Annotated in this window: 20 protein-coding genes and 5 pseudogenes; 12 read left to right on the top strand and 13 right to left on the bottom strand. The window is 67.4% G+C overall.

Annotated elements, in window-relative coordinates; translation table 11 throughout:
- Positions 1 to 5 precede the first annotated feature (5 nt).
- The 4 genes from katG to DL519_RS02910 all read left to right on the top strand — a co-directional run bounded on the left by katG (position 6) and on the right by DL519_RS02910 (position 7,825).
- Positions 6 to 2,234, top strand: a complete 2,229-nt coding sequence (gene katG, locus DL519_RS02895) for a catalase/peroxidase HPI (RefSeq protein WP_190812768.1) — start codon at positions 6 to 8, stop codon at positions 2,232 to 2,234.
- Between the two features lie 527 nt (positions 2,235 to 2,761).
- Complete coding sequence (locus tag DL519_RS02900; RefSeq protein WP_190812769.1) at positions 2,762 to 3,358, top strand: 1-aminocyclopropane-1-carboxylate deaminase/D-cysteine desulfhydrase; 597 nt, start codon at positions 2,762 to 2,764, stop codon at positions 3,356 to 3,358.
- Between the two features lie 121 nt (positions 3,359 to 3,479).
- Positions 3,480 to 4,760: an ISAs1 family transposase gene (locus DL519_RS02905; protein WP_190812573.1), complete on the top strand. Its 1,281-nt coding sequence runs from the start codon at positions 3,480 to 3,482 to the stop codon at positions 4,758 to 4,760.
- A 701-nt stretch (positions 4,761 to 5,461) separates the two neighbouring features.
- A complete protein-coding gene (locus DL519_RS02910; RefSeq protein ID WP_190812770.1) occupies positions 5,462 to 7,825 on the top strand; it encodes an arylsulfatase in 2,364 nt (787 codons plus the stop codon).
- Positions 7,826 to 7,906: 81 nt separating this feature from the next.
- Here DL519_RS02910 and DL519_RS02915 read toward each other — a convergent pair whose 3' ends face one another.
- From DL519_RS02915 to DL519_RS02925, 3 genes are read right to left on the bottom strand one after another with little or no spacing between them, the layout of a single operon-like run.
- Complete coding sequence (locus tag DL519_RS02915) at positions 7,907 to 9,229, bottom strand: DUF1015 family protein (protein ID WP_190812771.1); 1,323 nt, start codon at positions 9,227 to 9,229, stop codon at positions 7,907 to 7,909.
- Complete coding sequence (locus DL519_RS02920) at positions 9,177 to 9,371, bottom strand: hypothetical protein (protein ID WP_190824592.1); 195 nt, start codon at positions 9,369 to 9,371, stop codon at positions 9,177 to 9,179. Before DL519_RS02920 ends, DL519_RS02915 begins: the two co-directional genes overlap by 53 nt.
- Before the next feature lie 41 nt (positions 9,372 to 9,412).
- The gene (locus DL519_RS02925) at positions 9,413 to 9,586 is read right to left on the bottom strand and encodes a UTRA domain-containing protein (protein WP_263399561.1); all 174 of its coding nucleotides are present in this window, start codon (positions 9,584 to 9,586) and stop codon (positions 9,413 to 9,415) included.
- Between the two features lie 19 nt (positions 9,587 to 9,605).
- On the opposite strand from DL519_RS02925, the gene DL519_RS02930 reads away from it, so the two are divergent.
- Together DL519_RS02930 and DL519_RS02935 are read left to right on the top strand one after the other, a co-directional pair.
- Entirely contained in the window at positions 9,606 to 10,133 is a 528-nt protein-coding gene (locus DL519_RS02930) for a hypothetical protein (protein WP_190812772.1), read from the top strand.
- Between the two features lie 395 nt (positions 10,134 to 10,528).
- Entirely contained in the window at positions 10,529 to 10,729 is a 201-nt protein-coding gene (locus tag DL519_RS02935) for a hypothetical protein (RefSeq protein WP_190812773.1), read from the top strand.
- A 57-nt stretch (positions 10,730 to 10,786) separates the two neighbouring features.
- Here the strand turns inward: DL519_RS02935 and DL519_RS02940 are convergent, their stop codons facing one another.
- Positions 10,787 to 11,050: a hypothetical protein gene (locus DL519_RS02940; RefSeq protein WP_190812774.1), complete on the bottom strand. Its 264-nt coding sequence runs from the start codon at positions 11,048 to 11,050 to the stop codon at positions 10,787 to 10,789.
- A gap of 208 nt (positions 11,051 to 11,258) precedes the next feature.
- Complete coding sequence (locus DL519_RS49350; RefSeq protein WP_397544923.1) at positions 11,259 to 11,780, bottom strand: MFS transporter; 522 nt, start codon at positions 11,778 to 11,780, stop codon at positions 11,259 to 11,261.
- A 62-nt stretch (positions 11,781 to 11,842) separates the two neighbouring features.
- On the opposite strand from DL519_RS49350, the pseudogene DL519_RS45480 reads away from it, so the two are divergent.
- From DL519_RS45480 to DL519_RS02960, 4 genes and pseudogenes are all read left to right on the top strand, one after another.
- A pseudogene (locus DL519_RS45480) lies at positions 11,843 to 12,172 on the top strand (substrate-binding domain-containing protein); the annotation flags it as partial.
- Positions 12,173 to 12,200: 28 nt separating this feature from the next.
- A pseudogene (locus DL519_RS45485) lies at positions 12,201 to 12,652 on the top strand (ABC transporter permease); the annotation flags it as partial.
- A pseudogene (locus tag DL519_RS45490) lies at positions 12,652 to 12,780 on the top strand (sugar ABC transporter ATP-binding protein); the annotation flags it as partial. The pseudogenes DL519_RS45485 and DL519_RS45490, both read left to right, overlap by 1 nt.
- Positions 12,781 to 13,216: 436 nt before the next feature.
- Complete coding sequence (locus tag DL519_RS02960; protein ID WP_223838384.1) at positions 13,217 to 14,731, top strand: HNH endonuclease signature motif containing protein; 1,515 nt, start codon at positions 13,217 to 13,219, stop codon at positions 14,729 to 14,731.
- A gap of 5 nt (positions 14,732 to 14,736) precedes the next feature.
- On the opposite strand, the pseudogene DL519_RS45495 reads toward DL519_RS02960, so the two are convergent.
- Both DL519_RS45495 and DL519_RS02970 read right to left on the bottom strand, forming a co-directional pair.
- Positions 14,737 to 15,258 (bottom strand): annotated as a pseudogene (locus DL519_RS45495) (sugar phosphate isomerase/epimerase family protein); the annotation flags it as partial.
- Positions 15,259 to 15,628: 370 nt separating this feature from the next.
- Positions 15,629 to 16,408, bottom strand: a complete 780-nt coding sequence (locus tag DL519_RS02970; RefSeq protein WP_223838385.1) for a GntR family transcriptional regulator — start codon at positions 16,406 to 16,408, stop codon at positions 15,629 to 15,631.
- 59 nt (positions 16,409 to 16,467) lie between these two features.
- Between DL519_RS02970 and DL519_RS45500 the strand changes: the two are divergent.
- Together DL519_RS45500 and DL519_RS02975 are read left to right on the top strand one after the other, a co-directional pair.
- Positions 16,468 to 16,668: pseudogene (locus DL519_RS45500) on the top strand (Cgl0159 family (beta/alpha)8-fold protein); the annotation flags it as partial.
- Positions 16,642 to 17,442 (top strand): hypothetical protein, encoded by an 801-nt coding sequence (locus DL519_RS02975; protein ID WP_449619138.1) that lies wholly within the window; start codon positions 16,642 to 16,644, stop codon positions 17,440 to 17,442. The pseudogene DL519_RS45500 and the gene DL519_RS02975, both read left to right, overlap by 27 nt.
- Here DL519_RS02975 and DL519_RS02980 read toward each other — a convergent pair.
- The 6 genes from DL519_RS02980 to DL519_RS03005 all read right to left on the bottom strand — a co-directional run bounded on the left by DL519_RS02980 (position 17,439) and on the right by DL519_RS03005 (position 23,970).
- The gene (locus tag DL519_RS02980) at positions 17,439 to 18,719 is read right to left on the bottom strand and encodes a C39 family peptidase (protein ID WP_190812777.1); all 1,281 of its coding nucleotides are present in this window, start codon (positions 18,717 to 18,719) and stop codon (positions 17,439 to 17,441) included. The two genes, DL519_RS02975 and DL519_RS02980, sit on opposite strands and share 4 nt — an antisense overlap.
- A 176-nt stretch (positions 18,720 to 18,895) precedes the next feature.
- Entirely contained in the window at positions 18,896 to 19,609 is a 714-nt protein-coding gene (locus tag DL519_RS02985) for a hypothetical protein (RefSeq protein ID WP_190812778.1), read from the bottom strand.
- Between the two features lie 173 nt (positions 19,610 to 19,782).
- Positions 19,783 to 21,270, bottom strand: a complete 1,488-nt coding sequence (locus DL519_RS02990) for an aldehyde dehydrogenase family protein (RefSeq protein ID WP_190812779.1) — start codon at positions 21,268 to 21,270, stop codon at positions 19,783 to 19,785.
- Entirely contained in the window at positions 21,267 to 22,277 is a 1,011-nt protein-coding gene (locus DL519_RS02995) for an ABC transporter ATP-binding protein (RefSeq protein ID WP_190812780.1), read from the bottom strand. The genes DL519_RS02990 and DL519_RS02995 overlap by 4 nt, the downstream gene beginning before the upstream one ends.
- The gene (locus DL519_RS03000; protein WP_190812781.1) at positions 22,274 to 23,266 is read right to left on the bottom strand and encodes an ABC transporter ATP-binding protein; all 993 of its coding nucleotides are present in this window, start codon (positions 23,264 to 23,266) and stop codon (positions 22,274 to 22,276) included. Before DL519_RS03000 ends, DL519_RS02995 begins: the two co-directional genes overlap by 4 nt.
- Complete coding sequence (locus DL519_RS03005; protein WP_263399562.1) at positions 23,263 to 23,970, bottom strand: GntR family transcriptional regulator; 708 nt, start codon at positions 23,968 to 23,970, stop codon at positions 23,263 to 23,265. The genes DL519_RS03000 and DL519_RS03005 overlap by 4 nt, the downstream gene beginning before the upstream one ends.
- Positions 23,971 to 24,008 lie beyond the last annotated feature (38 nt).

Consider the following 24,008-nt stretch of genomic DNA (forward strand, 5'->3'; position numbering starts at 1 on the left):
TTCCCGTGACTGACAGCACTGACGCCGTTGTTGACGAGGCGCAGGAGGAGAGCGCAGGCCAGTGCCCGGTCGCGCACGGACGCGCCCCGCACCCGACCGAGGGCGGGGGAAACCGCCAGTGGTGGCCGAACCGGCTCAACGTGAAGATCCTCGCGAAAAACCCGCCGGTGGCCAACCCGCTGGGCGAGGAGTTCGACTACGCCGAGGCGTTCAAGGCCCTCGACCTGCCCGCCGTCAAGCGGGACATCGAAGAGGTGCTGACGACCTCGCAGGACTGGTGGCCGGCCGACTTCGGGCACTACGGTCCGCTGATCATCCGGATGGCGTGGCACAGCGCGGGCACGTACCGCACCAGCGACGGCCGCGGTGGCGCCGGCGCCGGTCAGCAGCGCTTCGCGCCCCTGAACAGCTGGCCGGACAACGTCAACCTCGACAAGGCCCGCCGCCTGCTATGGCCGGTCAAGAAGAAGTACGGCCAGAACATCTCGTGGGCCGACTTGCTGATCCTGGCCGGCAACGTCGCCCTGGAGTCGATGGGCTTCAAGACCTTCGGCTTCGCCGGTGGTCGCGAGGACGTCTGGGAGCCCGACGAGGACGTGTACTGGGGCCCCGAGACCACGTGGCTCGGCGACGAGCGCTACACCGGTGACCGGGACCTCGAAAAGCCGCTGGCGGCGGTCCAGATGGGCCTCATCTACGTCAACCCGGAGGGCCCGAACGGCAACCCGGACCCGATCGCCGCGGCCCGCGACATTCGCGAGACGTTCGGCCGCATGGCGATGAACGACGAGGAGACGGTCGCGCTGATCGCCGGTGGTCACACCTTCGGTAAGACCCACGGCGCGGCGCCCGACAGCAACCTCGCGGCCGACCCCGAGGCCGCCCCGCTGGAGGAGCAGGGCCTGGGCTGGAAGAACGCCTTCGGCGCCGGCAGCGGAGCGGACACCATCACCAGCGGTCTCGAGGTCACCTGGACCTCGACGCCGACGAGGTGGAGCACCAACTTCCTCTGGAACCTCTTCAGCTTCGAGTGGGAGCTGACCGAAAGCCCGGCCGGCGCGAAGCAGTGGAAGCCGAAGGGCGGTGCGGGTGAAGGCACGGTGCCGCACGCCCACGACTCGTCGAAGCGGATCGCGCCGAACATGCTGACGACCGACCTCGCGCTCCGGTACGACCCGATCTATGAGCCGATCGCGCGGCGGTTCATGGAGAACCCCGACGAGTTCGCGGACGCCTTCGCCCGGGCGTGGTTCAAGCTGACTCACCGCGACCTGGGGCCGAAGTCGCTCTACCTCGGCCCGGAGGTGCCGGAGGAGACCCTGCTGTGGCAGGACCCGCTCCCGGCGGTCGTCGACGAGCCCGTCGGTGCCGAGGACATCGCCGACCTGAAGGCCAAGATTCTCGACTCGGGTCTGGACGTCTCGCAGCTGGTCTCCGCGGCGTGGGCGTCGGCCTCGACGTTCCGCGGCAGCGACAAGCGCGGTGGCGCCAACGGCGCGCGGATCCGCCTGGAGCCTCAGAAGGGTTGGGAAGTCAACAACCCTGACCAGCTGACCAGGGTGCTGAGCACCCTGGAGGGCATCCAGGAGTCGTTCAACGCCGCCCAGGCCGGGGGCAAGAAGGTCTCGCTGGCCGACCTGATCGTGCTCGGTGGGTGCGCGGCCGTCGAGCAGGCCGCCAAGGCCGCCGGCCACGAGGTCGAGGTGCCGTTCACGCCGGGCCGAGTCGACGCCTCGTCGGAGCAGACCGACACGGACTCCTTCGCCGCGCTGGAGCCCGCCGCGGACGGGTTCCGCAACTACCTGGGCAAGGGCAGCCGGCTCCCGGCCGAGTACCTGCTGCTGGACAAGGCGAACCTGCTCACGTTGAGCGCGCCGGAGACGACCGTCCTCGTCGGTGGTCTGCGGGTCCTCGGCGCGAACTACGATTCCTCGGAGCTCGGTGTCCTCACCGACACCCCGGGGAAGCTGACCAACGACTTCTTCGTGAACCTGCTCGACCTGGGCACCAAGTGGAAGTCGACGTCGGAGGACGCGCAGACCTTCGAGGCTCGCGAAGCCTCGGGCGAGGTCAAGTGGACCGGCAGCCGCGCCGACCTCGTCTTCGGCTCGAACTCGGAGCTGCGGGCGCTCGCCGAGGTTTATGCGAGCGACGACGCGAAGGAGAAGTTCGTGCGCGACTTCGTCGCGGCGTGGGACAAGGTGATGAACCTCGACCGGTTCGACCTCGTCTGATCCCGACGTGCAGGTCGGCCCGCACCGAGCGGGCCGCGCGCAATCAGCCGTGAGGGCTGGCGAGACCCCGTCCGGTGACTTATCCGAGGGCGGGGTCTCGCCATTTCGGAATTTCCGTTCTCCAGTTCCGCTGAATGCGGGCTAGGGCGTAGACCTTGATCTTCTTTCCTCAACCCGGACACGTGCGCAAAAAATCGCCTCGCCCGTGCACATTCGTGACGTTTCGTGATCGCTTCATTGGCGCCGCTTCGGCTGCGATGATCATGCCGCGTGGCCGTCGGTGACGTTCGATCGTTCCGGGTTGCTGCGGTTCGTTGGTGGGTCGGTTCGCTGGTGCCGGCTGGCTCCTGCAGGTCCGTCGCTGTGCTGGTGTCTGCCTGGCTTCTCCCGCTTTCTGCTGCTGTGGTCTGTAGGCAACTTCTGGGGCTGCTGGTAATTCGGTGCTGCTGCTGTCTCGCTGTTCACCGTCAGGATGCTTCCAGCCTCTTCCGCCTATCTCGCCGATACCTCGCGGGTATGCTCGCTCCGTGGCAGGGATCAACGACTTCGCCGTGCGGGTTCCGTCGCCTCTCGTTGAGTTGCGAGACGAGGCGTTGGAACGGTGCGGCATTCGCCTGTACATCAAACGTGACGATCTTATTCACCCTGATATCCCTGGCAACAAATGGCGTAAACTAAAGTACAATATTGCGGCCGCCAAAGAGCAGAACGCGACGAGCTTGCTTACCTTCGGCGGAGCCTATTCGAATCACATCCGTGCCACCGCAGCGGTTGGGCACTATTTTGATTTCCGCACTATCGGGATCATTCGAGGCGAAGAACATCTTCCGCTCAATCCTTCACTGGATTATGCCGTCAGCATGGGAATGCGCCTCTCGTATCTAGATCGTGCCAGCTACCGCAACAAGACTTCGTCAGAAGTGCTCAATGAGCTTCGCGATACGTTCGGTGAATTCTACTTGATACCGGAAGGGGGCAGCAATGAGCTCGCACTGACGGGCTGTAAGGAACTGCCGCAAGAGATAGGAATCAAATTTGATGTAATATGTTGTGCGTGCGGAACAGGTGGGACATTAGCGGGGATAGCGGCAGGGCTCAAACCAGGGGAACGTCAAAGTTTGTGATCTTGGTGTGAAGTCCTGAGTGCGTGGTGACGCGTGGTGTGTCTGGATGTGGGTGGTGGCCTTCTGCCTGCGATGATGCGGGTTACCACACCTTGATCATCGTCCTAACAGGAGGCCACCGGTGTCAGTGTCGCATGTCCAGGATTCGTGCTCGCCGATTGCTGGCGGGTTCGGTGCGTCCGTGGAGATCGGCATGGACGTCGGTGTTGCCGCGGTGGGCGGGTTGGTCGAGATGCTGAGTCGGGTGCCTGACCCGCGCAAGCCGCGCGGGGTTCGTCACCGGGTTGGTTCAGTGCTGGCGGTAACGGTGTTCGCAGCGCTGGCCGGGGCCGGTAACTTCCGGGAAGCGGGGGATCGTGCCGCGGACCTGCCGCAGGAGTTGTTGGTGTTGGCCGGCTGCCGTCGGCACCTGTTGACCGGGCGTTATGTCGCGCCCAGCGAATCGACGATTCGTCGGGTGGCGCACGATATCGATGCTGACGCCGCCGATGAGCAGGTGTGCCGGTGGCTGCGGGAGCAAGCTGCGGCTGCGGCCCTGGCCCGTGGCGTCGATGTGGCCGGGGGTGATGACCACGGACCAGAGGGACTGGTCGGTGTGGCCATGGATGGCAAGACCCTGCGGAACACGGTGGCGCCCGGCGATCCGGAAGGCAGCGAGGTGAAGCTGTTCTCGGCGATGCTGCACCGAGAAGCCGTCGTCATTGCTCAGTTGCGGGTTCCTGAGGGCACCAACGAGATCACCCAGGTGGCCGCGCTGCTCAAGGACATCGATCTGACCGGTGTGGTCGTCACCGGGGACGCCGCGCACGCCCAGCACACCACCGCCGCGTACCTGACCCAGGACCGGGGCGGCCACTACGCACTCACGGTGAAAGGCAACCAGCCCACCCTGCTCACCCAGATCGCCTCAGTGCTCCCGCCGGCCGCGCCGGGCACCGCGCATCACGCCGAAACCGACCGCAGCACAGGCAAGATCGTGCGCCGCCAGATCTGGGTCGCACCGGCCAACGATGTTGACTTTCCCGGTGCCGCACAAGTGTTTCGTATCCGCCGCGACACCTTCGACCACGCGGGTAACCACCTGACCAAGGAGGTCGTGCACGGCATCACCAGCCTGACCGCCGAACAAGCCGGCGCCGACCTGATCGCCCGGTTCGTCCGCCAACATTGGGGCATAGAGAACAAGATTCACTGGGTTCGAGACGTCGTCTACCGCGAAGACCACCAACACGCCTACACCGGAACAGGAGCCCAGGTCATGGCCACCCTCCGCAACCTCGCCCTCGGGCTATTACGCCTGGCCGGAATCACCCAGATCACCCGAACTCTGGAACGTATCGCCGCTGACCGAACCCGAATCATTCCGATCATCGCAGCCGCTACCAGCACAAACCGACTTTGACGATCTCCTGGGGCTCAAACCGGGACAGCATGCGCTGGGTTTCTCGGCGCTAAAGGGAGGTGATTTCTTACGCAATGACATCGCCAGCCTCCAAAGGCGAGCCTTTGGTGAAGACACGGGTAATTGGTCGATAGAATGCGAGTTTCACATGGGCGGCTATGCTCGCCGTACCCGTGAGCTGGATGATTTTATTGATTCTTTCGAACACGGACACAAGTTGCGCCTTGACTGGATATACGTCGCAAAGATGATGTACGGAATCTTTTCATTGGTAGAGACGGGAAAGTTTTCGCAGGGCACGACGTTGGTTGCTGTGGTCACGGGCTAACAATTGTCGTAGACGTTCGACGTCTTATATGCTGATGTCTGTTGCCTTCCCGTTGAGGGAGTCCGCGCTTGGCTGGGCACCTCTTCGGGTCCGCAGGCCACCGGTAATTCCATTGATCCGCCGCGTCGCGTTGGCTCCAGCCGCGTGCCAGCCGCAACGCCGCACGGACGTTCACCTTGTACCGCCAGAACACGGATGCGATCTCCACCCACGAAGCGATCACGAAGCGTCACGAATGTACACGGGCGAGGCGATTTTTTGCACACGTGTCTGGGTTGAGGAAAGATGATCAAGGCCTACACCCTAACCCGTTCCGCTGAATGCTGCCGTTTCACAACTCGGGCAGGACTCGGATGTTGTCCAGGAGGTCTGAATGAGCGACGCGGTCGTTTCCCGCGAGCGTTTGCCGATTCCAGATGCGGTTGGCACCCCGGCCACGTCCGTGGACGTGCGCGATCAGGAGCCTCAGTTCGAACCAGTTCAGCCGGTGCGACCTCCGGAAACAGCGCCGAACGTGGTGGTCGTGCTCATCGACGACATGGGTTTCGGCGCTCCCAGCGCGTTCGGCGGGCCATGCCGGATGCCGACCGCCGAACGGCTCGCCGACGGCGGGTTGCGCTACAGCCGCTTCCACGTCACCGCGATCTGCTCGCCGACTCGGCAGGCGCTGCTGACCGGGCGCAACCACCATTCGGTGGGCATGGGGGTCACCACCGAGATGGCCAGCGCCGCACCGGGATACAGCGGAATCCGGCCCCGCAGTGCCGCCACTCTGGCGCAGGTGCTGCGGGGGAATGGCTACAACACCGCGGCGTTCGGCAAGTGGCACCAGACCCCGGCCCGCGACGTGAGCGCGGCCGGGCCGTTCGACCGGTGGCCCACGGGGGAGGGTTTCGAGAAGTTCTACGGGTTCCTGTGCGCCGAGATGAACCACTGGTACCCGCTGCTGTTCGACGGGACGACTCCCGTCGAGCCGTCGCGCCGCCCGGAGGACGGCTACCACCTGTCGGAGGATCTGGTCGATCAGGCGATCGACTGGGTGCGGGACCAGCGGTCGCTGAAGCCGGACCACCCGTTCTTCGTCTACCTGCCGTTCGGCGCCACGCACGCGCCCTACCACGTCCCCCGCGCGTACCGGGACAAGTACGAGGGCGAGTTCGATCACGGCTGGGACCGGCAGCGAGAAATCACCCTGCGGCGCCAGAAAGAACTCGGCGTGGTGCCCGAGGACGCCGAGCTGGCGCCGTGGGCGGAAGGCGTGCCGCATTGGGACGAGCTGTCGGCGACGGAGCAGCGGGCCGCCGCGTCGCTCATGGAGCTCTACGCGGGTTTCGCCGAACACACCGATGACCAGGTGGGGCGTTTCGTGGATGCGTTGGAGGAGCTCGACGCGCTGGACAACACGCTGTTCATCTACATCCTCGGTGACAACGGGGCGTCCGCCGAAGGAGGACTCGGCGGCACACTAAACGAGCACCGTTTCGCCAGCGGCATACCCGACACCGCCGAATTCATCGTCGAAAACGCGGACGCGTTGGGCGATGCCACGACCCATGCCCACTACCCGGTGGGTTGGGCGTTGGCGATGAACACCCCCTACCAGTGGACCAAGCAGGTCGCCTCGCACTTCGGGGGCACGCGGGACGGCATGGTGGTGCACTGGCCGCGCGGGATCGCCGAGCGGGGCGGGCTGCGCCACCAGTTCCACCACGTGATCGACGTCGTGCCCACCGTGCTCGAAGCCGCAGGCATCCCGCACCCGGTCGAGATGGACGGTGTCGCCCAGCAGCGGATCGAGGGCACCAGCATGCTCTACAGCTTCAACGCCGCCGAAGCGCCGGACCGGCATCGGCTGCAGTACTTCGAGATGGTCGGCAACCGGGGCATCTACCGCGACGGCTGGATGGCGGTGACCCGCCACGGCACGCCGTGGGAGATGGTGCAAGGCGACCAGCGCCGCTCGTTCGACGACGACGTGTGGGAGCTCTACGACACCACTGTGGACTGGACGCAGGCGCGCGACATCTCCGCCGAGCATCCCGGCAAGCTGAACGAGCTCAAGCACCTGTTCCTCATCGAGGCGAGCAGGTATAACGTGTTCCCGCTCGACGACCGGATGACCGAGCGGGAGAACCCGATGGAGGCCGGACGGCTCGACCTCATGGGAGATCGCCGATCGATCACGTTCCACGCGGGAGCGAAGCGGCTGACGGAGGAAACCGCGCCCAACGTCAAGAACCGCTCGCACAGCGTGACAGCCCAGGTCGAGACCGGCGACAGCGCTGCGGCGGGGGTGATCATCGCGCAAGGCGGCCGTTTCGGCGGCTGGTCGGTGTACTTCCACGAGGGGCGGCTCTGCTACGCCTACAACTACTTCGGCTTGAAGGTGCACGCGGCATGGGCACGTGTTCCGCTGGCGGGCGGGCGCCACGAGATCCGGATGGAGTTCTCGTACCACGGCGGCGACGTCGGCAGGGGCGGTGACGTGGCGCTGCACGTTGACGGTGAACAGGTCGGCGAGGTCGTGGTCCCGAAAACGATCCCGTACTACTTCGCTTTCGACGAGACCTTCGACATCGGCGTCGACCGTGCCACACCGGTCACCGACGACTACCCGGTGGGGGACAACGCGTTCACCGGCAAGCTGCACTGGGTCCGCGTCGAGCTGGGCGACGACCTGCACAACGACGCGGACGCGGACCACGACCGCGCTCGGTTCAAGGCCGGCCACGACTGAGCGGGCCTGCTGCGCGCCGTCGGCGGCAGTCGTCAGTTGCCGGTCCAGCACCGATCGCTGACTTCCTCGCCTGCTGGGGAGTCAGTCTTCGTCGAGGAGGCGGAGGACGAGACCGGGGTGCGGCTTGGGGCCGAACGAGGTCGACTTGCGCGGCAGCCTCAAGCCCGCCCCGGCGGCGTTCTGGAGATCCGCCTGCCGTGGTGGCGCGACCAGCACGGCGATGCCACCGAACTCCTGGACCTGGCGCGCGGCCTTGGTGGGGCTGGCCTCGTAGTGGATGTCCTCGGGCGAGTCCGGTACGCGCCAAAGCGTTTCGATCACAGCTGCGTGCAGGACGGTGAGCTGCATCCGGCGAAGTGCCGCTGGAACCCGGCGCAGTTCTTCGGCCACGAATGCCTGGTGCGGGTCGATCAGCAGGAACGCCTCGTGCCCGGTCACCACAACGAAGGCGATTGCGTGCTGGGCGTTCTGCCGGAGCACGCGCAACCATTCGGTGAGGCCGCCCCGCAACCTGGCTACCCGGAATCGGGTCGCCGCGGAGTTCAGGGCTGCTGTCGGATTGACGTGCGGCAGGACGCGGTGGACCGGGGAAAGCGCCATCGGGCTGCGCTGGACGTCGACGAGCAAACCGGAGATGTAGTCCCACGGGCCCGTGCCGCGACCTTCGGCGTGGAGGTAGCGGCGGAGCTGCCGGGCCGCGACCCAACGATGGTGCCCGTCGGCGAGGAAGGCCGGGATGCGGCTGAGCTCGGTCGTGATGTCAGCGTGCGCCGCTTGGTCGGTGATGCGCCATAACCGGTGCCGTTGTCCGTCCGAGGCGAGGACTTCCGACGCCGGCGTGCGCCGGGTCGCTGCATCGAGGTGTGCTGCGGTGCGCCCACCGCCCGAGTAGCCCAGCAGCAAGGGCTCGAGGTTCAGCCGACCGACCTCAAGGACCCGGCCAATACCGTTGGCGCGACTGGGTATGACGTCCTCGTGCGGCAACAGGCGGCTGTCCAGGTGGACGGCAGCGAGCAGCCCGCGCTGGGACCCGCGCGGGCCGGTCTGTTCGTAGGCGTACACAGCACGGGCGGGCTCGCGCACCAGCGCGCCGCTTCGCTGCCATGACCGCAGGACGCTCGCTGCTTCCTCAGCCGACCCGTCCCAGGCGCCGGCATGTTGATCCCAGGGCGTGGCGTAGCGCCCGGCCAGATCACGCAGGCGCTCGGGCGCGACGCGCCAACCGCGGAAGGGTGCTAAGCCGACCCCGCTGATGCTGGGGCTGGCAGGGTCGATCGCGGCTACTTGCAACTGGGTCGTCTCCTCGGCGTCCGCTTCTTCGTCGAGCTCGGCATCATCAGCGGAATTCTCCCTATGCGCCGGGACGAACGCGAACAGGCCCGCGATCGCGCAGGCGGTGGCCATTCACCCGCAGGCCGGGTGAGGCCCGGAGGGCGCAGAAGGCCCGCTGGTGCAGGGCGTCGACGAGCCGGTCGTTGTGGACGAAGCGGGCCAGCACGGTCTTCCAAACTTTGGCCAGGCCGTCGCCACCTTCCAGTACAGCCACTGCCTCCAGCGTCAGCAGTCCCCGGGTTGAGAATCAGGTTCTCAGGCTGGCCGGAACAAGTCAGCCTGGAAGCGGTACGCGTCGCTGCGGTAGGTCATCTCGCCCAGGAGCACCGTCGTGTCGTCGGCCGTGTATGCCGTCTCGTCGCCGATCAGCACCGGCGCGGCGGCGTCGATGTCGAGCAGGTGGGTGACGGCGGCCCCTGGCGCGCGCACCGAGTAGGAGCTGCGGACGATGCGGATGCCGCACTCCTTCTCCAGCGCCTCGCGCGGGCCGGATGGCAGGCTGTGCCTGACCCCGGCACTGCTGGAGTTCTACGGGCGAACGGACGTCGCCGAGCTCAACCGGTCCGTCACCAGCCGGACGTCGACCATAGCTCCATCGGACCGGCCGCGCGTGGCGCGCACGGTGCTGGCGGTGGCGGCCGCCGGCGACGCGGTGGCGCAGGCAATCGTCACCGAGCAGGGCCGGCGCCTCGCGATGTACGCGCAGGTGGCGGCCCTGCGATCCGGCCTGGCCGAGGGCAAGGTGAGCGTCGTGCTGTCCGGCTCGGTGCCGACGGCCGAGGTCTCCCAGGTGGCCGCCGCGCTGCTGACGGCCCTGCGAGAACGCCTTCCGGAGGCGGTACCGCACCGAGCGGCGCTGCCCCCAGTGGCGGGGGCCGCGCTGGACGCCCTCGGCGAGGCGGGCATCGAGCCAACCGTCGGCCACGCCGCTGAGCTGGCGGCGAGCCTGCCCCCGCCGGAGTTCTGGGCGACCTGAGCGCCGCGGGCGCCTGGGAACAGCGTGCCGCATGCCTCTGACACCATCCGCTGATCGCTAACGCAAGCGCCGACTGGCCTGCTGCGCCGACCGGGTCCTGAGCTCGACCGGGTCTTCGCGAATGGCAAACCCCGACCGAAGAAGCAGCAACCCCGGAGCCGATTCCTGCCGGTTTGTCCGTACAGGCCGAACCGGACGCAGTTCGGGGCTCCGGGGTCGGGTAGCTGCCTGGTATTCGCCGACCGCATGCCCGCGCCGAATCCCGCAGGATCATGACGACACGGGTCGGCTGGAGTACCGTGGGCGGTCCTAGCGGACAGCCACCTCACAAGTCCTGTTGGTATTCAACGTTGGACCACCTCCCTTCCTGTGTACCGAGGAGGCTAGGGTGCGGCGTGCCATTCGGGCAACTGGTTTTCTTCGCAACGGATTCGCCTCCGACCAAGTCCCCAGCGCTCATCGCGCTGGCCCTGGCCTTGGCCATCGCGCTCGCGGTGTCGCACGGAGCGGTTTTCGCGCCCATCGCGGCGTTCTACACCGACCTTTCGAACCGTGCGTGCGATACCCCGTGGTTCGGCGGCGACGGACCACGATGACTTCTTCGCGGCGCAGGTGCCGCGAAGGGGCGAGCGCCCTGTCTGATCTGTCGGGACTCAACCGGAGCCGACCGTATCGTCTGTCCACTCGTCCAGGCGCGATCCGACGTGGCCGGGGAAGTCCTCGAGGGCGTCCAGGCGCCGACGGATTTCCGCTCGGACGACGAGCAGTTCGCGGTGGTGCCGCGGCACGAGGTCCCAGCACTGCTGTTCGAGCGCGTGGTTCATGCAGAGCTCGGCGAGTTTGGCGCGACGATCAAGTTCGTCTAGGAGGCAGGAAGCCAGTGATGCGGTGTGGGAGCGCTGGGTGAGCTGGGACATGGTCACACCCCGATTTCGTCGGCGGATGTCTGGTGGGTCGAACTGCTTCGGTCGTGCTATCCACTGTGACGTCCGGCACCGGAGCCAGGTACGGGGTGAACTACTCATGCTGCCCTCGCATTTGGCCTGAGTAGTGCGCGCGCGGATGTTTCCGTGAGCTCGGACCAGGTAGGACGAGGGTCTGGATCGGGCCAGGAGGTGTCCCGCTTCAGGGGGAGAGGCCGCCGGTGCATTTGCGGAGCACGCTGCAACAGCGGGTGCGACCACGACGGGCACGGGACTGGTCTTCCTGATCACGCGTAGCGGGCGCGGATCTCACCAGCAGGCCGGTGCCGCGCAGGGCGGCCTCGGCGGCGGCGGTGCGCAGTGCGACGTCGCCTTCTGCGGAATCCGTGACCGCTACGCGAACAGCCATCATCAACTCCCTTGCACGGCCGGTTGGGTTTACTTGGTGCGCATCCGGCATCACCAGCATCCCGAACCACAGCACCACCGCTGGCAGCGTTGTCACCACGAGCATCCAGCGCCACACGTGCGTGCTGTCGCCGAGCGCGGCGGCGATCCCGGCGTTGAAGGTGAACGCGAGCAGCTGCCCGGAGACGATCATCAGCTCGTTCTGCGTGACCAGCCGTCCGCGCCGTTCCGCCGGTGAGATCTCCGCCAGGTAGGTGGGCACCGTGACCGAGGCGCCGCCGACCGCCAGACGCAGCACGAACCGGGAGGCGACCATGATCGCGGTGGTCGGGGCGAAGGTGCAGCCGAGCGTGCCGGGCAGGAATATGACGCGCCAGCATCGCGCTCGTCGACGGCGGCACGGATCCCGGCTCCGCAGGCCGGCGTCGCGGTTACCGGAATGCCATGCGGCGCCGGGGACTCCAGGACCAGATCAGGGTGATCGCCGGTGCGCACAACGAAGACGCCGGCATGGTGGCCGGACGGGCGTTGCTCGACGAGGACCGGCTGCCCACCGCGTTGCTCGCCGGGAACGACCGCTGCGCGATGGGCCTGATGCACGTGCTGAGGCGGGCCGGGGTGGAGATGCCGCGCGACCTGTCCATCGTGGGCTACGACGACAGCCGCCTCGCGCACCTGTCCCACATCGATCTCACCACGGTGCACCCGGACGCCGACCAGGCCCACCGCCGTGATCCTCCCGTACGGCATGACGCTGGCGCTGCTGCTGTACCTGCTGGTCTGGTATGCGCTGACCCGAACCGCCTGGGGCAAGCACGTCTACGCCGTCGGCAACGCGCCGGAATCGGCCCGGCCCTCCGGCATCAAGGTCGACCGCTCGCTGCTGTCGGTGTACGTCGTGGCCGGGGTGATCTTCGGCCTGGCAGGCGCTCGGCCGGGTGCCCAACGCCGACCCGAACGCCTACCAGCTGGGCAACCTCGACTTGATCACTGTGGTGGTGCTCGGCGGCACGAGCTTGTTCGGCGGCCGGGGATCGGTGCTCGGGACGCTGATGGGAGCGCTGATCGTCGCGGTCCTGCGATCCGGGCTGACGCAGCTCGGCGTCGACGCTCTACCAGGACGTCGCCACCGGGGCCCTGGTGATCGCCGCGGTCGTGGTGGACCGTGTGGCGAGGAGGAAGAGCTGATGGTGCCCACGCTTTGCGCCCGCGGGCTGGTCAAGTGCTACGGCTGGGTGACCGCCGTCGACGGCGCCGACTTCGAGGTCGTCCCCGGCGAGGTGCTGGCCGTCGTCGGCGACAACGGCGCCGGCAAAGGGGGCGGGGGACTGGCCGTGGGTTTCGCTTTCTTGGTTGGGCTTTTTGCCGGGGTCGGGGCCTTTGGGGGTTTGGTTTTGGGTGGGCCGTAGCCGGGTTTGACTGGTAGTCGCTTTTCGCTGGCGGGTGCGGGATTCGTCTCGGTCGGCCATTCGCCTAGGGGGTGTGGGTGGTGGTGATCGCTGCGTTCCGAGGTGGTCCGTGCGTGATTTTCGGGGCTATAGCGCCTGAAACCGCTCACGACGCTCGTGCTGGTGGTGTGGTGGTGGTTGGGTGGCGCCTTCGACGTGCCCTGGTTTTCGGTGCTGTGTCGTGGTTTCCGGTGTTTTCGTTTCCGCGGCTTGGGTTTTTGGGTTTCGGGGTCGGGTGTTTCACCTGATCAAGTGACCATAAAAGGCGTGCGAACTGGTGTTCTAATGCGGGAGAATATTTGGTATGACACCGCTGTTGAACATCCAGGATCCGGCCGTCGGCACCACCAGTGCCCGGTCGGCGGTGTCGTGCACGGATGCCGAACTCGCCGCCCGTATCCGTGAACTGGAGGAGGCGATGCGGGTGTTGATGATGGAGCAGTTGCAGTGCATCGCCGAAGCCGACCACCGTGGTGGGTATGCCGAGTTGGGGTTCCGGTCGGCGCAGGTGTGGTTGCAGGGGTTGCTCAACATCGATGCGCGTGATGCGAAAACCCGCGTCAAGGTCGCCCGCAATGTTGAGGACCGGCAGAGCTTGTATGGCGAGGTCATGCCCGCCGACCTGCCTGAGACTGCTGCGGCTTTGGCAGAGGGTGCGATCGGGTTGGAGCATGCGCGGGTGATCGTGGACGGGGTCCGCCGCCTGCCGGAGTATGCCCGCTGTCATCAGGTCGGTGAGGTCGAATCAACCCTGGCCGGGTATGCGCGGATGATGACGCCTCGTGAGCTGGAGAAGCTTGCCGAGCGCATCCGCTATCTGCTGGATCAGGACGGTGCCTACGACGACGAGGAAGACCAGCATGAGTCGCGGGAGCTGCACTACACGGTTGCCCGGGATGGGATGACGGTCATCAAAGCCCGCCTCGACCGCGAGGCCGGGGCGAAGTTCGCCGCGCTGATGCAACCGCTGGCCGCACCGCGGCCGGAGGTGGAGGGGGAGAAGGATCCGCGCACGGTGGGGCAGCGCAACGCCGACGGCTTCGCCGCCATCCTGGACCTGGCGCTGGATCATGACGGGGTTCCGCGTTCGGGTGGACAGCGGCCGCACATCACCATCTCCATCGACTTCGAGGACCTCAAGCGAGGGCTCGGGTTCGTCGCCGCCGAGACTGGTATGCCCGGGACCCTTAACACCGAACGGGCTATCACCGCCGAGAATGCTCGACGGATCGCCTGCGATGCCGAGGTGTTGCCGGTGGTTCTCGGCGGGGACGGGCTCCCGCTGGAGGTGGGTCGGGCGAAGCGGACCGCGCCGACGCATCTGCGGGCGGCGTTGCTGCAGCGGGACGGGGTGTGTGCGTTTCCGGGGTGCGACCGGCCGCCGGGAACCCCGGAAGCACATCACATCGCCCACTGGGTCGATGGTGGAAGCACCGAGCTGGGCAACATGGTGATGGGTCTGCGGTCATCATCACCGGACCCTGCACAACCAGCGATGGGAAACCGAGATACGGGACCGGCGACCGGTGTTCATCCCACCGTCCACAGTGGACCCCAAACGAACACCACGACCAGGTGGCAGGGCACTACCCACCCAACACCGCGAATACCTCCGGGACCTCATCCCCACCCAGCGGGGCCCGGCGGGCGAACCATGATGCCCTGGTTCGGTCGTGGAGTGTCAGGCCCTGCCACACCGCGAGGGTGCCCAGACGACCTGCCGGGATTTCGCTTGTGTCGTAAGCGTGTCCGGCGGTCATCTGGGTGGCGATTGGGCCGGGCGCCACCGGCCGGGTCGACCTGCTTGAGGTGCAGGTAGCCGATGCGGCTGGGGTGCTTCTCGATCAACGCCAGGTTGTCGCCGCCGCAGTAGGCGATGTGCCCGGTGTCCAGGCAGAGCGTGACCAGGTCGGGGTCGGTGATCTCCAGGAATCGCCCGACGTGCTCCTGGGTGTCGACGTGGCTGTCGGCGTGCGGGTGGAACTGCAGCTGCACGCCGTACTCCTCGTGCAGCGCCTTGGCCAGCCGGTCCGTGCCCTTGCCCAGCGCCGTCCACACCTCGGCGCCCAATGAGCGCTGCTCCAGTTGCTCGCCGGTAGCCGGGTCGCGCCACATGTCCGGGATGACGACGATGTGCTTCGCGCCGAGCGCGCTGGTCAGCTCCGCGACCTGCTTGACGTGCTCCCAGGTCTCTGCCCACACGTCACCGCGGTGGAAACCGGTGAAGCAGGTGCCGGCCGACAGGGTCAGGTTGCGGATGCCGAGCTCGTCGCGCAGTTGCCCCGGGTCGGCGGGCAGGTATCCGTAGGGGCCGAGTTCGATCCACTCATAGCCGGCTTTGGACACCTCGTCGAGGAAGCGGTGCCACGGGTCTGCTTGTCGTCCTCCGGGAACCAGACGCCCCAGGAGTCCGGTGCTGAACCAACTCGCAGGCGGTTGCCGGCGGCGCTGCCGTTGCTCATCGATGCCCTTCCCCCGGCGAGCGGCGGTGCCGAACAGGCCGGGTGTTCAGGTGGGGAAGAGGGTGTTGTCCGAGCGGGCTCTGCTCACGTGCTCGGCCCGATCGTCGGCCGATGGGCGTGGCGAGGAATCCGTCACCGTTCGGTAGCCGGTAGTTTTCACCGCCGCGACAACCCTGTCAAGAAAAAGTCCTGACATATTTACGTACGGAGCAGCACTACCCGCGTCGCACGCAAGATGAGTTCGCCAGACGGGCTCAGGAGTTGCCGCGCAGGGAGAGGTCGAAGGAGTAGCACGAGGCGCGGTAGACGTGCGAGCCGTATTCGACGACCTTGCCCGCTTGGTCGTAGGTGGTGCGTTCCATCGTGAGCAGCGGTGCGCCCACGGGTTCGTCGAGCAGTTCGGCGTCGGCCTCGGCGACCACGCGTGCGCCGATCGTCTGGTGGGCGGCGTGCAGGTGCACCCCGGAGGCGCGCAGCAACTGGTAGAGCCCGCGCTCTTCGAGCAGGTCGTCCTCCGGCTCTATCAGGCCTGCGGGCAGGTAGTTCTGCATCCGGGCGATCGGCTCGCCGCGGGCGTAGCGGACCCGTTCCAGGTGCAGCACTTTGTCCTGCTCGGAGATCCCGAGGATGTGCGCGATCTCGGGGGAGGGCGTGATCACCTCGTTGGTGAGGATCTTCGTGGTGGGTTTCTGGTCGATCCGGGCGAGGTCGTCGAAGAGGCTGCTCAGCTCCAGCGACCGCTTGACCCGGTTGAACACCACCTGGGTGCCCGCGCCGCGCTTGCGCACCACCAGTCCCTTGTCGGCCAGGGAGCCGATCGCCTGGCGGATCGTCGGGCGGGACAGGCCGAGCCGGGCGGCGAGCTCGATCTCGTTGTCCAGTCGCGCGCCCACGGGCAGTGCGCCGGAGTCGATCGCCTCTTCGATCTGGCTGGCCACCTGGTAGTACAGCGGTACCGGGCTGCGGTGGTCCACGGAGATCTGGGTGGCTGGATCCCACGAGGACTCCGGGGATCGGCGGCGCGTCGAGGTCACCCCCATACGGTATCAAGAACACCGTACATGTTTAGGTAAGTATGTACTGACAAGTTCTTGGCGCGCTGGGCGCCGGTGCCAACCCGTTGGCGATGGCCAACCGCGCCGACCTGCTGGAGCGGCTTTGCGCTGCCCTGCAGCGGCCGGGCGTCGACGGCGTGCTGGGCACGGCCGACATCCTCGAGGACCTCCTGCTGCTGGGAGCTCTGGAGAACAAGGTCGTCATCGGCTCGATGAACAGCGGCGGCCTGGCCGGGGCTACTCGTCGCTGCGGGTGCTTGAACTCGACGCCGGTGCGCACCACGAGCTGGATCCGGGCGGCGAAGCGTCCGTTGGTCATCGCCGGCGGCGGGGTGCACCACAGCCGTGCGGAAGAAGCACTGCGGGCTTTCGCCGAGAGCACCGGGATACCGGTGTCCGAAACGCAGGCGGGCCGTGGCTCGCTGCGCTTCGACCACCCCTGTGAGCCGGGGTCCATCAGGCACACCGGCACTGCGGTCTCCGACGACGTCGCCCGCGCTGCGGACCTGATCATTGGGGTCGGCACCCGCTACTCGGACTTCACCACCGCCTCCCGGACCCTGTTCGCCAACCCGGACGTCCGGTTCGTCAACGTCAACATCACCTCGCTAGACGCCCACAAGCAGGCGGCGACCCCGGTGATCGGCGATGCGCGCGCGACACTGGAACAGCTGACCGAGGTGCTGGCCGGGCATCGCGTGTCCGAGGACTACGTGCAGGAGTACCGCGCGGGTGCGCAGCGCTGGGCGCAGGTGATCGAGCAGACCACTCGCAGCGCGGCCGGGGACGAACGGCCGGGACAGGCCGAGGTGCTCGGCGTGCTCGACGAGGTCCTGGACGACCGCCACGTGGTGACGACCTCGGCTTCCCCAGCAACACCTGACCGCACCCGTTTGCGCGGTGCACGACGATGCGCCGGACGAGGGGGTGCCAATTGCCGACCCCACGGACATCCGTCCGTGCGAGAGCACGCACGACCGCCCGCATTCCCCGTGGGAAGATCGCCGAATTAGGAACGGAATCGGGGCGGCGTGATGATGTATGCGATGCCACCGGAAGCGTCGACCACCGCTCCGGTGGCGTCCCGGCGCTTCGTGCGCAGCCAGACGTTCTCGAACTGGGCGCGAGGGTAGATGTTGCGCACGGCCGCGTCGTCGGACGAAGCCGGATCGTTGGCGATGACGTCCCCGTTCGTGGTGAAGCCGACGATGACCATGAGGTGGCCGTCGGTGTCGTATCCCGCGCCGTTGAGTTCGTTGGCGGCGAACGACTGCGATGTGATCAAGGGGATTCCGCTGCGGATGTAGCGTTCCGCGTCGGCCAGCGAGTTCAGGCGGGTGATGTGCGCTTCCAAGCCGTGGGTGGCGGCGTAGGCGGCGTTGAACGACCAGTTCCCGGTGCCGTCGTAGGCGTAGTCGAACGTCTGGCGGGCAGCGTGATCGACGGCGGGATCCGGGTGTTGTGGACCGATCCAGGCCAGGTCCTGCTCGGGTGGCCGTTTTCCCCAGTACTCGACGACCATTTCCGTCGATGTGGGGCTGCACCAGGCCTCACCGCCGCCGCCGTACTGCGGGAAGTGTCCGCTGTGGACGTTCTGGGAGTATCGCGGTACTGGGAGTTCGATGCCCCATGCCCCGCCGGGACCGGAGGTGGGAACTCCGAACCGGTCCGGGATCCTCGAGGTCATCGCGCCCAGCATCGACAGCGAGGGCGACGCCGGTGTGCCAACGGCGCGGTAGAGGGTGGCGCGGAGCTGATAGCCGGACAGCGTCGTTCCGGGACTCGTGGCGAAGGTGTCCACGTTGACGGTTCCGTGGATATCGGCTTGCCCGGCGACGCTCGTGCGGTGGATGTCGGCATCGCCTGACGCCCATTCGCCCATGGCGTACCAGCGGGTTCGAGCGCCGGTGTTGGTCCGCCCCCGCATTTCGAGACGCAGCCAGGTGCCGGGCGGTGTCGCCGCGTTCCACGAGGCGACCAACTGGGTCGCCCCGAACCCCGTCGCCTGCAGCGGCGACGTCCACCGCGCGTAGTCGTAGTCGCGCGCCCGCCCATCGGGTGCGGGATGTGCGGCGGTGCCGATGGGTTCGTCGATCTGGATGCCCGTTCCGCCACTGCGCACGCCCTCGGCGGTGCCCGACTGGAAATCATCGGCGGAGTGCCATTGGTGGTAGTCGATGGCGGACTGCGCCGGAGGATGTGCTGGTTGAGCGCAGGCGGTCATCGTCAGCGCCAGTGCGCCGATGATTCCGGTGAGGGCGCTGCGGTGGATCGATCTGGAAGTGCGCATGCCGACCCCTCATCGGCCTCGCCGCCGGACGGCGGTCCTTCTCGATTGGTTCGGAGTATAGGTTTCCGCGGCTTCACCGGCGATTTGACGCCCCCCGCGTGCACCGAGAATAGGGCTACGAGCTCGGATCGCCGCCCCGTCGCGACCGGTCTGACAGGGCCACGGTGTGGCGGTGGTCAGGCGGTGATCTGCTGGGTTGGGGCGTCCGGGGCGGTCAGGCTCGCGCTGATGGTCCGCCGCAGGTTCCGGTGCGAGTTGTTGATCTCGTGGCGCAGACCCAAGATCTGCTTGGTCAGCGCGTCGCCGTCGGAGAGCGTGTTCGTTTCGACGGCGCGCAGGAGCACGCCGAGGTGGCCGTGCAGGCGTTGGTGCACGTCGACGAACGTGACGAACTGCTGCTGCACTTCCAGGGGTGGTGATGTGCGTGCGACCGCCTTGATCATCGTTTCCTGCCAACGCCGGGCGGTTTGCCGGTAGTACCGTTCGGCGGCAACGCGGTGGTGCGGGGCCACGTGGGGGTCCAGGGCGCTGCGGATCAGCTCCTGGCTGGTGTCGACGAGCTCTCTGGCAGCCGTAGTCACCGAGTACGCCCATTCCCACTGTTCCGTCTGCGTGGTGGCTCGGCGCTCCTGCCGCGCCTCGTCGAGCTGGTCGCTGGCCAGCTTGACCTGTTCCCAAGCGCGTTCGGCCTGTGCCTGTGCGGTTCGGGCCGCCCCTGCAGCCTTCGCGGCGTGGCTTTCGGCGGCGTCCGCCAAGCGGCGGAGAGTTTCCGCTCGTTCTATTGCTTGGCGGGCCGCGAGGCGGGCCAGCCATAGCTGCCAGCCGGCGAGCCCGACGGCCACGATCGCCAGGCCCGCGCAGATCCACGTGGCCAGCTCAGCTATCCGCATGAGCCCAGACCCTGGCACACCTGCGCCGACCGCTGACCCCGCTGAGTGAAATCTCACGGTAGTTCACGCGGCGTGCGGCTTGACTTGCCCAGCGTGCTATGTCCGCTGCGGCCGTCCAGTCGATCGCCGACCTGATCGCGAGAAAAAGGGGCGCACGCGCTTTTTTTGGGGGATCATTCCGGTGCGAACCCGGTGTTGATCGCGACGATCTTGGGTTCGGTGAGTTGCTCCACCGCTGACTCGATGCCCTCCCTGCCGATGCCCGAGCGTTTGAAACCGCCGAAGGGCATGGCGTCGATGCGGAAGTCGGGGCTGGAATTGATCATTACGGCGCCGACGGTCAGCGCGTTGGCGATCGTCATGGCGCGCCGGATGTCGTGGGTGAAGACACCGGCATGGAGTCCGGTGTCCACGGCGTTCGCGGAGTTGATCGCCGCCGTCAGGTCGGAGAAGGGCTCAAGCAGGACGACCGGGCCGAAGACCTCTTCGTTCCGGAGCGCGGCATCCGCCGGGACGTCGGTGAGGACGGCGGGCGTCACGAAGGTGCTGCGTCGTCGTCCACCGGTGTGCAGGATCGCTCCGGCCGCCACGGCCTCGCCGATCCAGCGCTCGACGCGCTTGGCCTCGGTTTCGCTGACGAGGGGACCGATGTTCGTGGCTGGATCTTTCTTGCTGCCGACCACCAGCGCCTCCGCTGCGTCGACGACGCGCCGGAGAATCCCGCCGTAGCGGATAGCGTCGACGAAAACACGTTGCACTGAAAGGCAATTCTGCCCTGCGACTCCGAAGGCGCCGTCGACAACGGCAGTGGTGACGTGGTCCGGGTCGGCGTCGGCGCACACGATCAAGGCGTTGTTGCCACCGAGCTCCATCAGGAGCTTGCGCGCCGGGCCCGCCTGCGCGATGCGGTCGGCGGTGCGGGGGCCACCGGTGAACGAGACGACGTCGATCCGCGGGTCGCGGACCAGCGAGTGCCCGGCGTTCTCGCCCGGTACGACGGCGAGGCGTTCGGCGGGAACCCCGTTGCGCAGCAGGAGTTCGACCAGCGCGAGCGCGGTCAGCGGGGTTTGCGGAGCGGGTTTCAGGACCACGGCGTTGCCGGCGACGAGTGCGGGGCCCAGCTTGTGGGCGACGAGGTTGAGCGGGTCGTTGAAGGGCGTGATCGCGGCGACCACGCCGATCGGCTCACGCGTGTACCAGCCCGTCCAGCCCCGTCCGCGCGGTGTGTTGTCGAACGGCACCGTCCGGCCGGTCAGGTTTCCCGCGGCGTGAGCTGCGAGCCGCAGCGTCTCAGTGGCACGCAGGACCTCGTTGCGTGCCTCATTGATCGTCTTGCACGATTCGGCGGACATGATCGAGGCGAACCTGTTCGCCTCGTCCGCGAGGGCGGCGGCAGTTCGTTCGAGGGCCTCGCGGCGTTCCCACAGCGGCCAGGCGTGGCGGCGCCAGCGGTCGGCGAGGTAGGTGACCGCGCGGTTGGTCTCGTGGTCCGTCGCGTCCATCACGGCGCCCACCGGCTTCCCGTTCTCCGGGTCGCGGATCAGCATTCGCCGATGACCGTCCTTCCACTCGCCTTCCCAGAACCCGCCGGCTGGAGGGGCCCACACCTGGCTCTCCGGCGTGGCGACGGCACTCGTGGTGTCGCTCGTTGTCGTGGTCATCGAGTCCCGGCCCCCTCGGCTGCGAGCGCGCTGCGCGCTTCGTTCCAGCGGTGGCACCGCACTTGGTGGCCTCGCCCGATTTCCCGGGGTTCGGGAGCTTGCGAGCGGCATCGGTCGGTCGCGATCGGACATCGGGGGTGGAAGCGGCATCCCGCTGGGACGTGGACGGGCGAGGGTGGCTCGCCCATCGCCGCGGCGGTGGCCTCCACCAGCGTGGATTCCCCCGCGGACGCGAGCAGCGCCAGCGTGTACGGGTGGCAGGACTTCCGGAAGAGGTCTTCGCGGTCGGCGATTTCGACGATCTGGCCGAGGTACATGACCGCTACGCGGTCGCCGATGAACCGCACGACGCGCAGGTCGTGCGAGATCATCACCATCGTGAGCTGGTGTTCGCGGTGCAGGCGGTGCAGCAGGTTCAGGATCCTCGCCTGCACCGAAGCGTCGAGCGCCGAGGTCGGCTCGTCGCAGATGAGCAGCTTCGGTCGCAGCAGCAACGCGCGGGCGATGACCACCCGCTGCAACTGCCCACCGGAGCACTCGCGCGGATAGCGGTTCAGGTAGCCGTCGTCCAGTCCGACCTCGGCGAGGGCTTCGGAAACCGCCTGAACGCGCTGGTGCTTGGTCCCGATCCCGTGTTGCGCGAGCACGGCCGTGAGGCTTTCGCCGATGGTCATGCGCGGGTCCATCGCGGCATGCGGGTCCTGGAAGACCAACTGCGCGGTGCGCGTCAGCAGCTTGCGTTCCGCGCGGCGCAACTGGCTGATCTCCATGCCGTCGACGGCGACCCGGCCGGAGGTGGTGGGGGTCAGGCCGAGGATGACCCGGGCCAGTGTGCTCTTCCCCGAGCCGGATTCGCCGACCAGCCCGAGCACTTCGCCGTGGCGGACGCGGAGCGTGACGCCGTCGATGGAATGCACGAGTTCGCGGGGCCGAAAACCGCGCCGGGGGAGCGGGAAGTGCTTGACGGCGTCGTCGAGGACGATGACATCGCGGTGGTCGGTGCTCATCGGGACTCCTCGGTGCGCTGCAGGGGGATCCAGCACCGGGTCGTGTGCCCGGGTGCACCCGAATCGACGAGTGCGGGTTCCACGTCGGCGCACTTGTGCTCGATGTGCGCCGCGTGCGCGGTCGCGCACCGGTTCCGGAACCGGCAGCCGGCGGTGATCGCACGCGCCGAACTGGCCTGCCCGGGGATGGCGTAGAGCTCGCCCTGCGCGTTCTGTCGCAGCAGCGAGCATTCGATGAGCGCGCGGGTGTATGGGTGCTGCGGTGCGTCGAGGATCTCCGCGGCGGGACCCTGCTCGACGATGCGCCCGGCGTACATGACCGCGATCCGGTCGGCGATCGAGGAGACCACGCCGAGGTCGTGGGAGATGAACAGCACCGACATGCCCAGCTCGTGCTTCTTCGACGCGATGAGACGGAGGATCTGTGCTTCGACGGTGGCATCGAGGGCGGTGGTCGGTTCGTCCGCGATGAGCAGGCGCGGCTGCCCGGCGAGTGCCACCGCGATCATCACACGTTGCGCGATGCCACCGGAGAGCTGGTGCGCGTAGGCGCGTGCGCGTCGTTCCGGTTCGGGGATGCCGACGTCCCTGAGCAGTTCGACCGTCGTGCGTCGCGCGGCTGCTCTGTTCATACCGCGGAAGCGGCGCAGCGGCTCGGCGATCTGGGCGCCCACGGTGCAGGTGGGGTCGAGCATGCGCTTTGGTTGCTGGAAGAGCGTTCCGACGCGGCCGCCGCGGATGGAGTTCATCTCCTTGTCCGTGGCGCGCAGCAGGTCCTGGCCGGCCAGCGTCATGCCGTCGGCGCTGGCGGTCAGCGGCGTCGGGAGCAGGCGGATGAGCGACATCGCGGTCATGCTCTTGCCGGAGCCCGATTCGCCGACGACGGCCAGGACTTCACCTTCCCCGATGGACAGCGAAACGCCATCGAGGATCCGCGCGCCCGAAGGGGATTCGACCGAGAGATTCTCCACTGTGAGCAGTTCTGTCATGCCCGCCTCCCCGGTTCGGCCGGCAACTGGGTGTCGATGTGGTGGCGCAAGGTGATCATCGCGTCGCCGAAGTGCCTGTCCAAGGCGTCCAGCAGCGCCTGGCGGTCGCCGGAGCCGACCAGCTTGAGGAGTTCCCGGTGCTCGTCGACCAGGTCGGTGCGCCCCTTGTAGGTGCCGAGCATCAGGTTGAGGCCGAGCCGGGTCTGGTCGGCCAGCGAGGCGTACATCAGGGAGAGGCGTTCGCTCCTCGCGGCGTTGACGAGGTGCTGGTGGAACCGGAGGTCGGCGGCCGACACCTGGTGCCAGTCCTCGTTGTCCACCGCCTGCGCGAGCTGTTCCACCGCCTGTTCCAGGTTCGCGATGAGTGCGGCGGGCGCCCCGCGCGCGGTCAACCGTTGCAGCGCGGCGCGTTCGACGGCTGCGCGGGCGAAGTACAGGTCGTCCAGGTCGTCGGCGGTCAGCACCCGCACGGCGATGCCCTTGTGCGGTGTGCTGGTCAGCAGCCCTTCCTGCACCAGCCGTTGCAGCGCCTCGCGAACGGGTCCGCGGCTGGTTGCGAAGCGCGCGGCCAGCTCGCCCTCGTTGAGCTGCGTTCCGGGCGGGTAGGCGCCCGCGATGATCCGCTCCCGGATCTGCGACGTGACTACGGCGGCCAGCGTGCGTTTCGGGACACGCGGCTCGGGTTTGCGTTTGGGTGAGCTCACGGCTGCTCCTCGGGTCTGTTTTATAAGCGGCGGTAGCC

It is taken from the genome of Saccharopolyspora pogona (assembly GCF_014697215.1).
GTDB lineage: Bacteria > Actinomycetota > Actinomycetes > Mycobacteriales > Pseudonocardiaceae > Saccharopolyspora > Saccharopolyspora hattusasensis.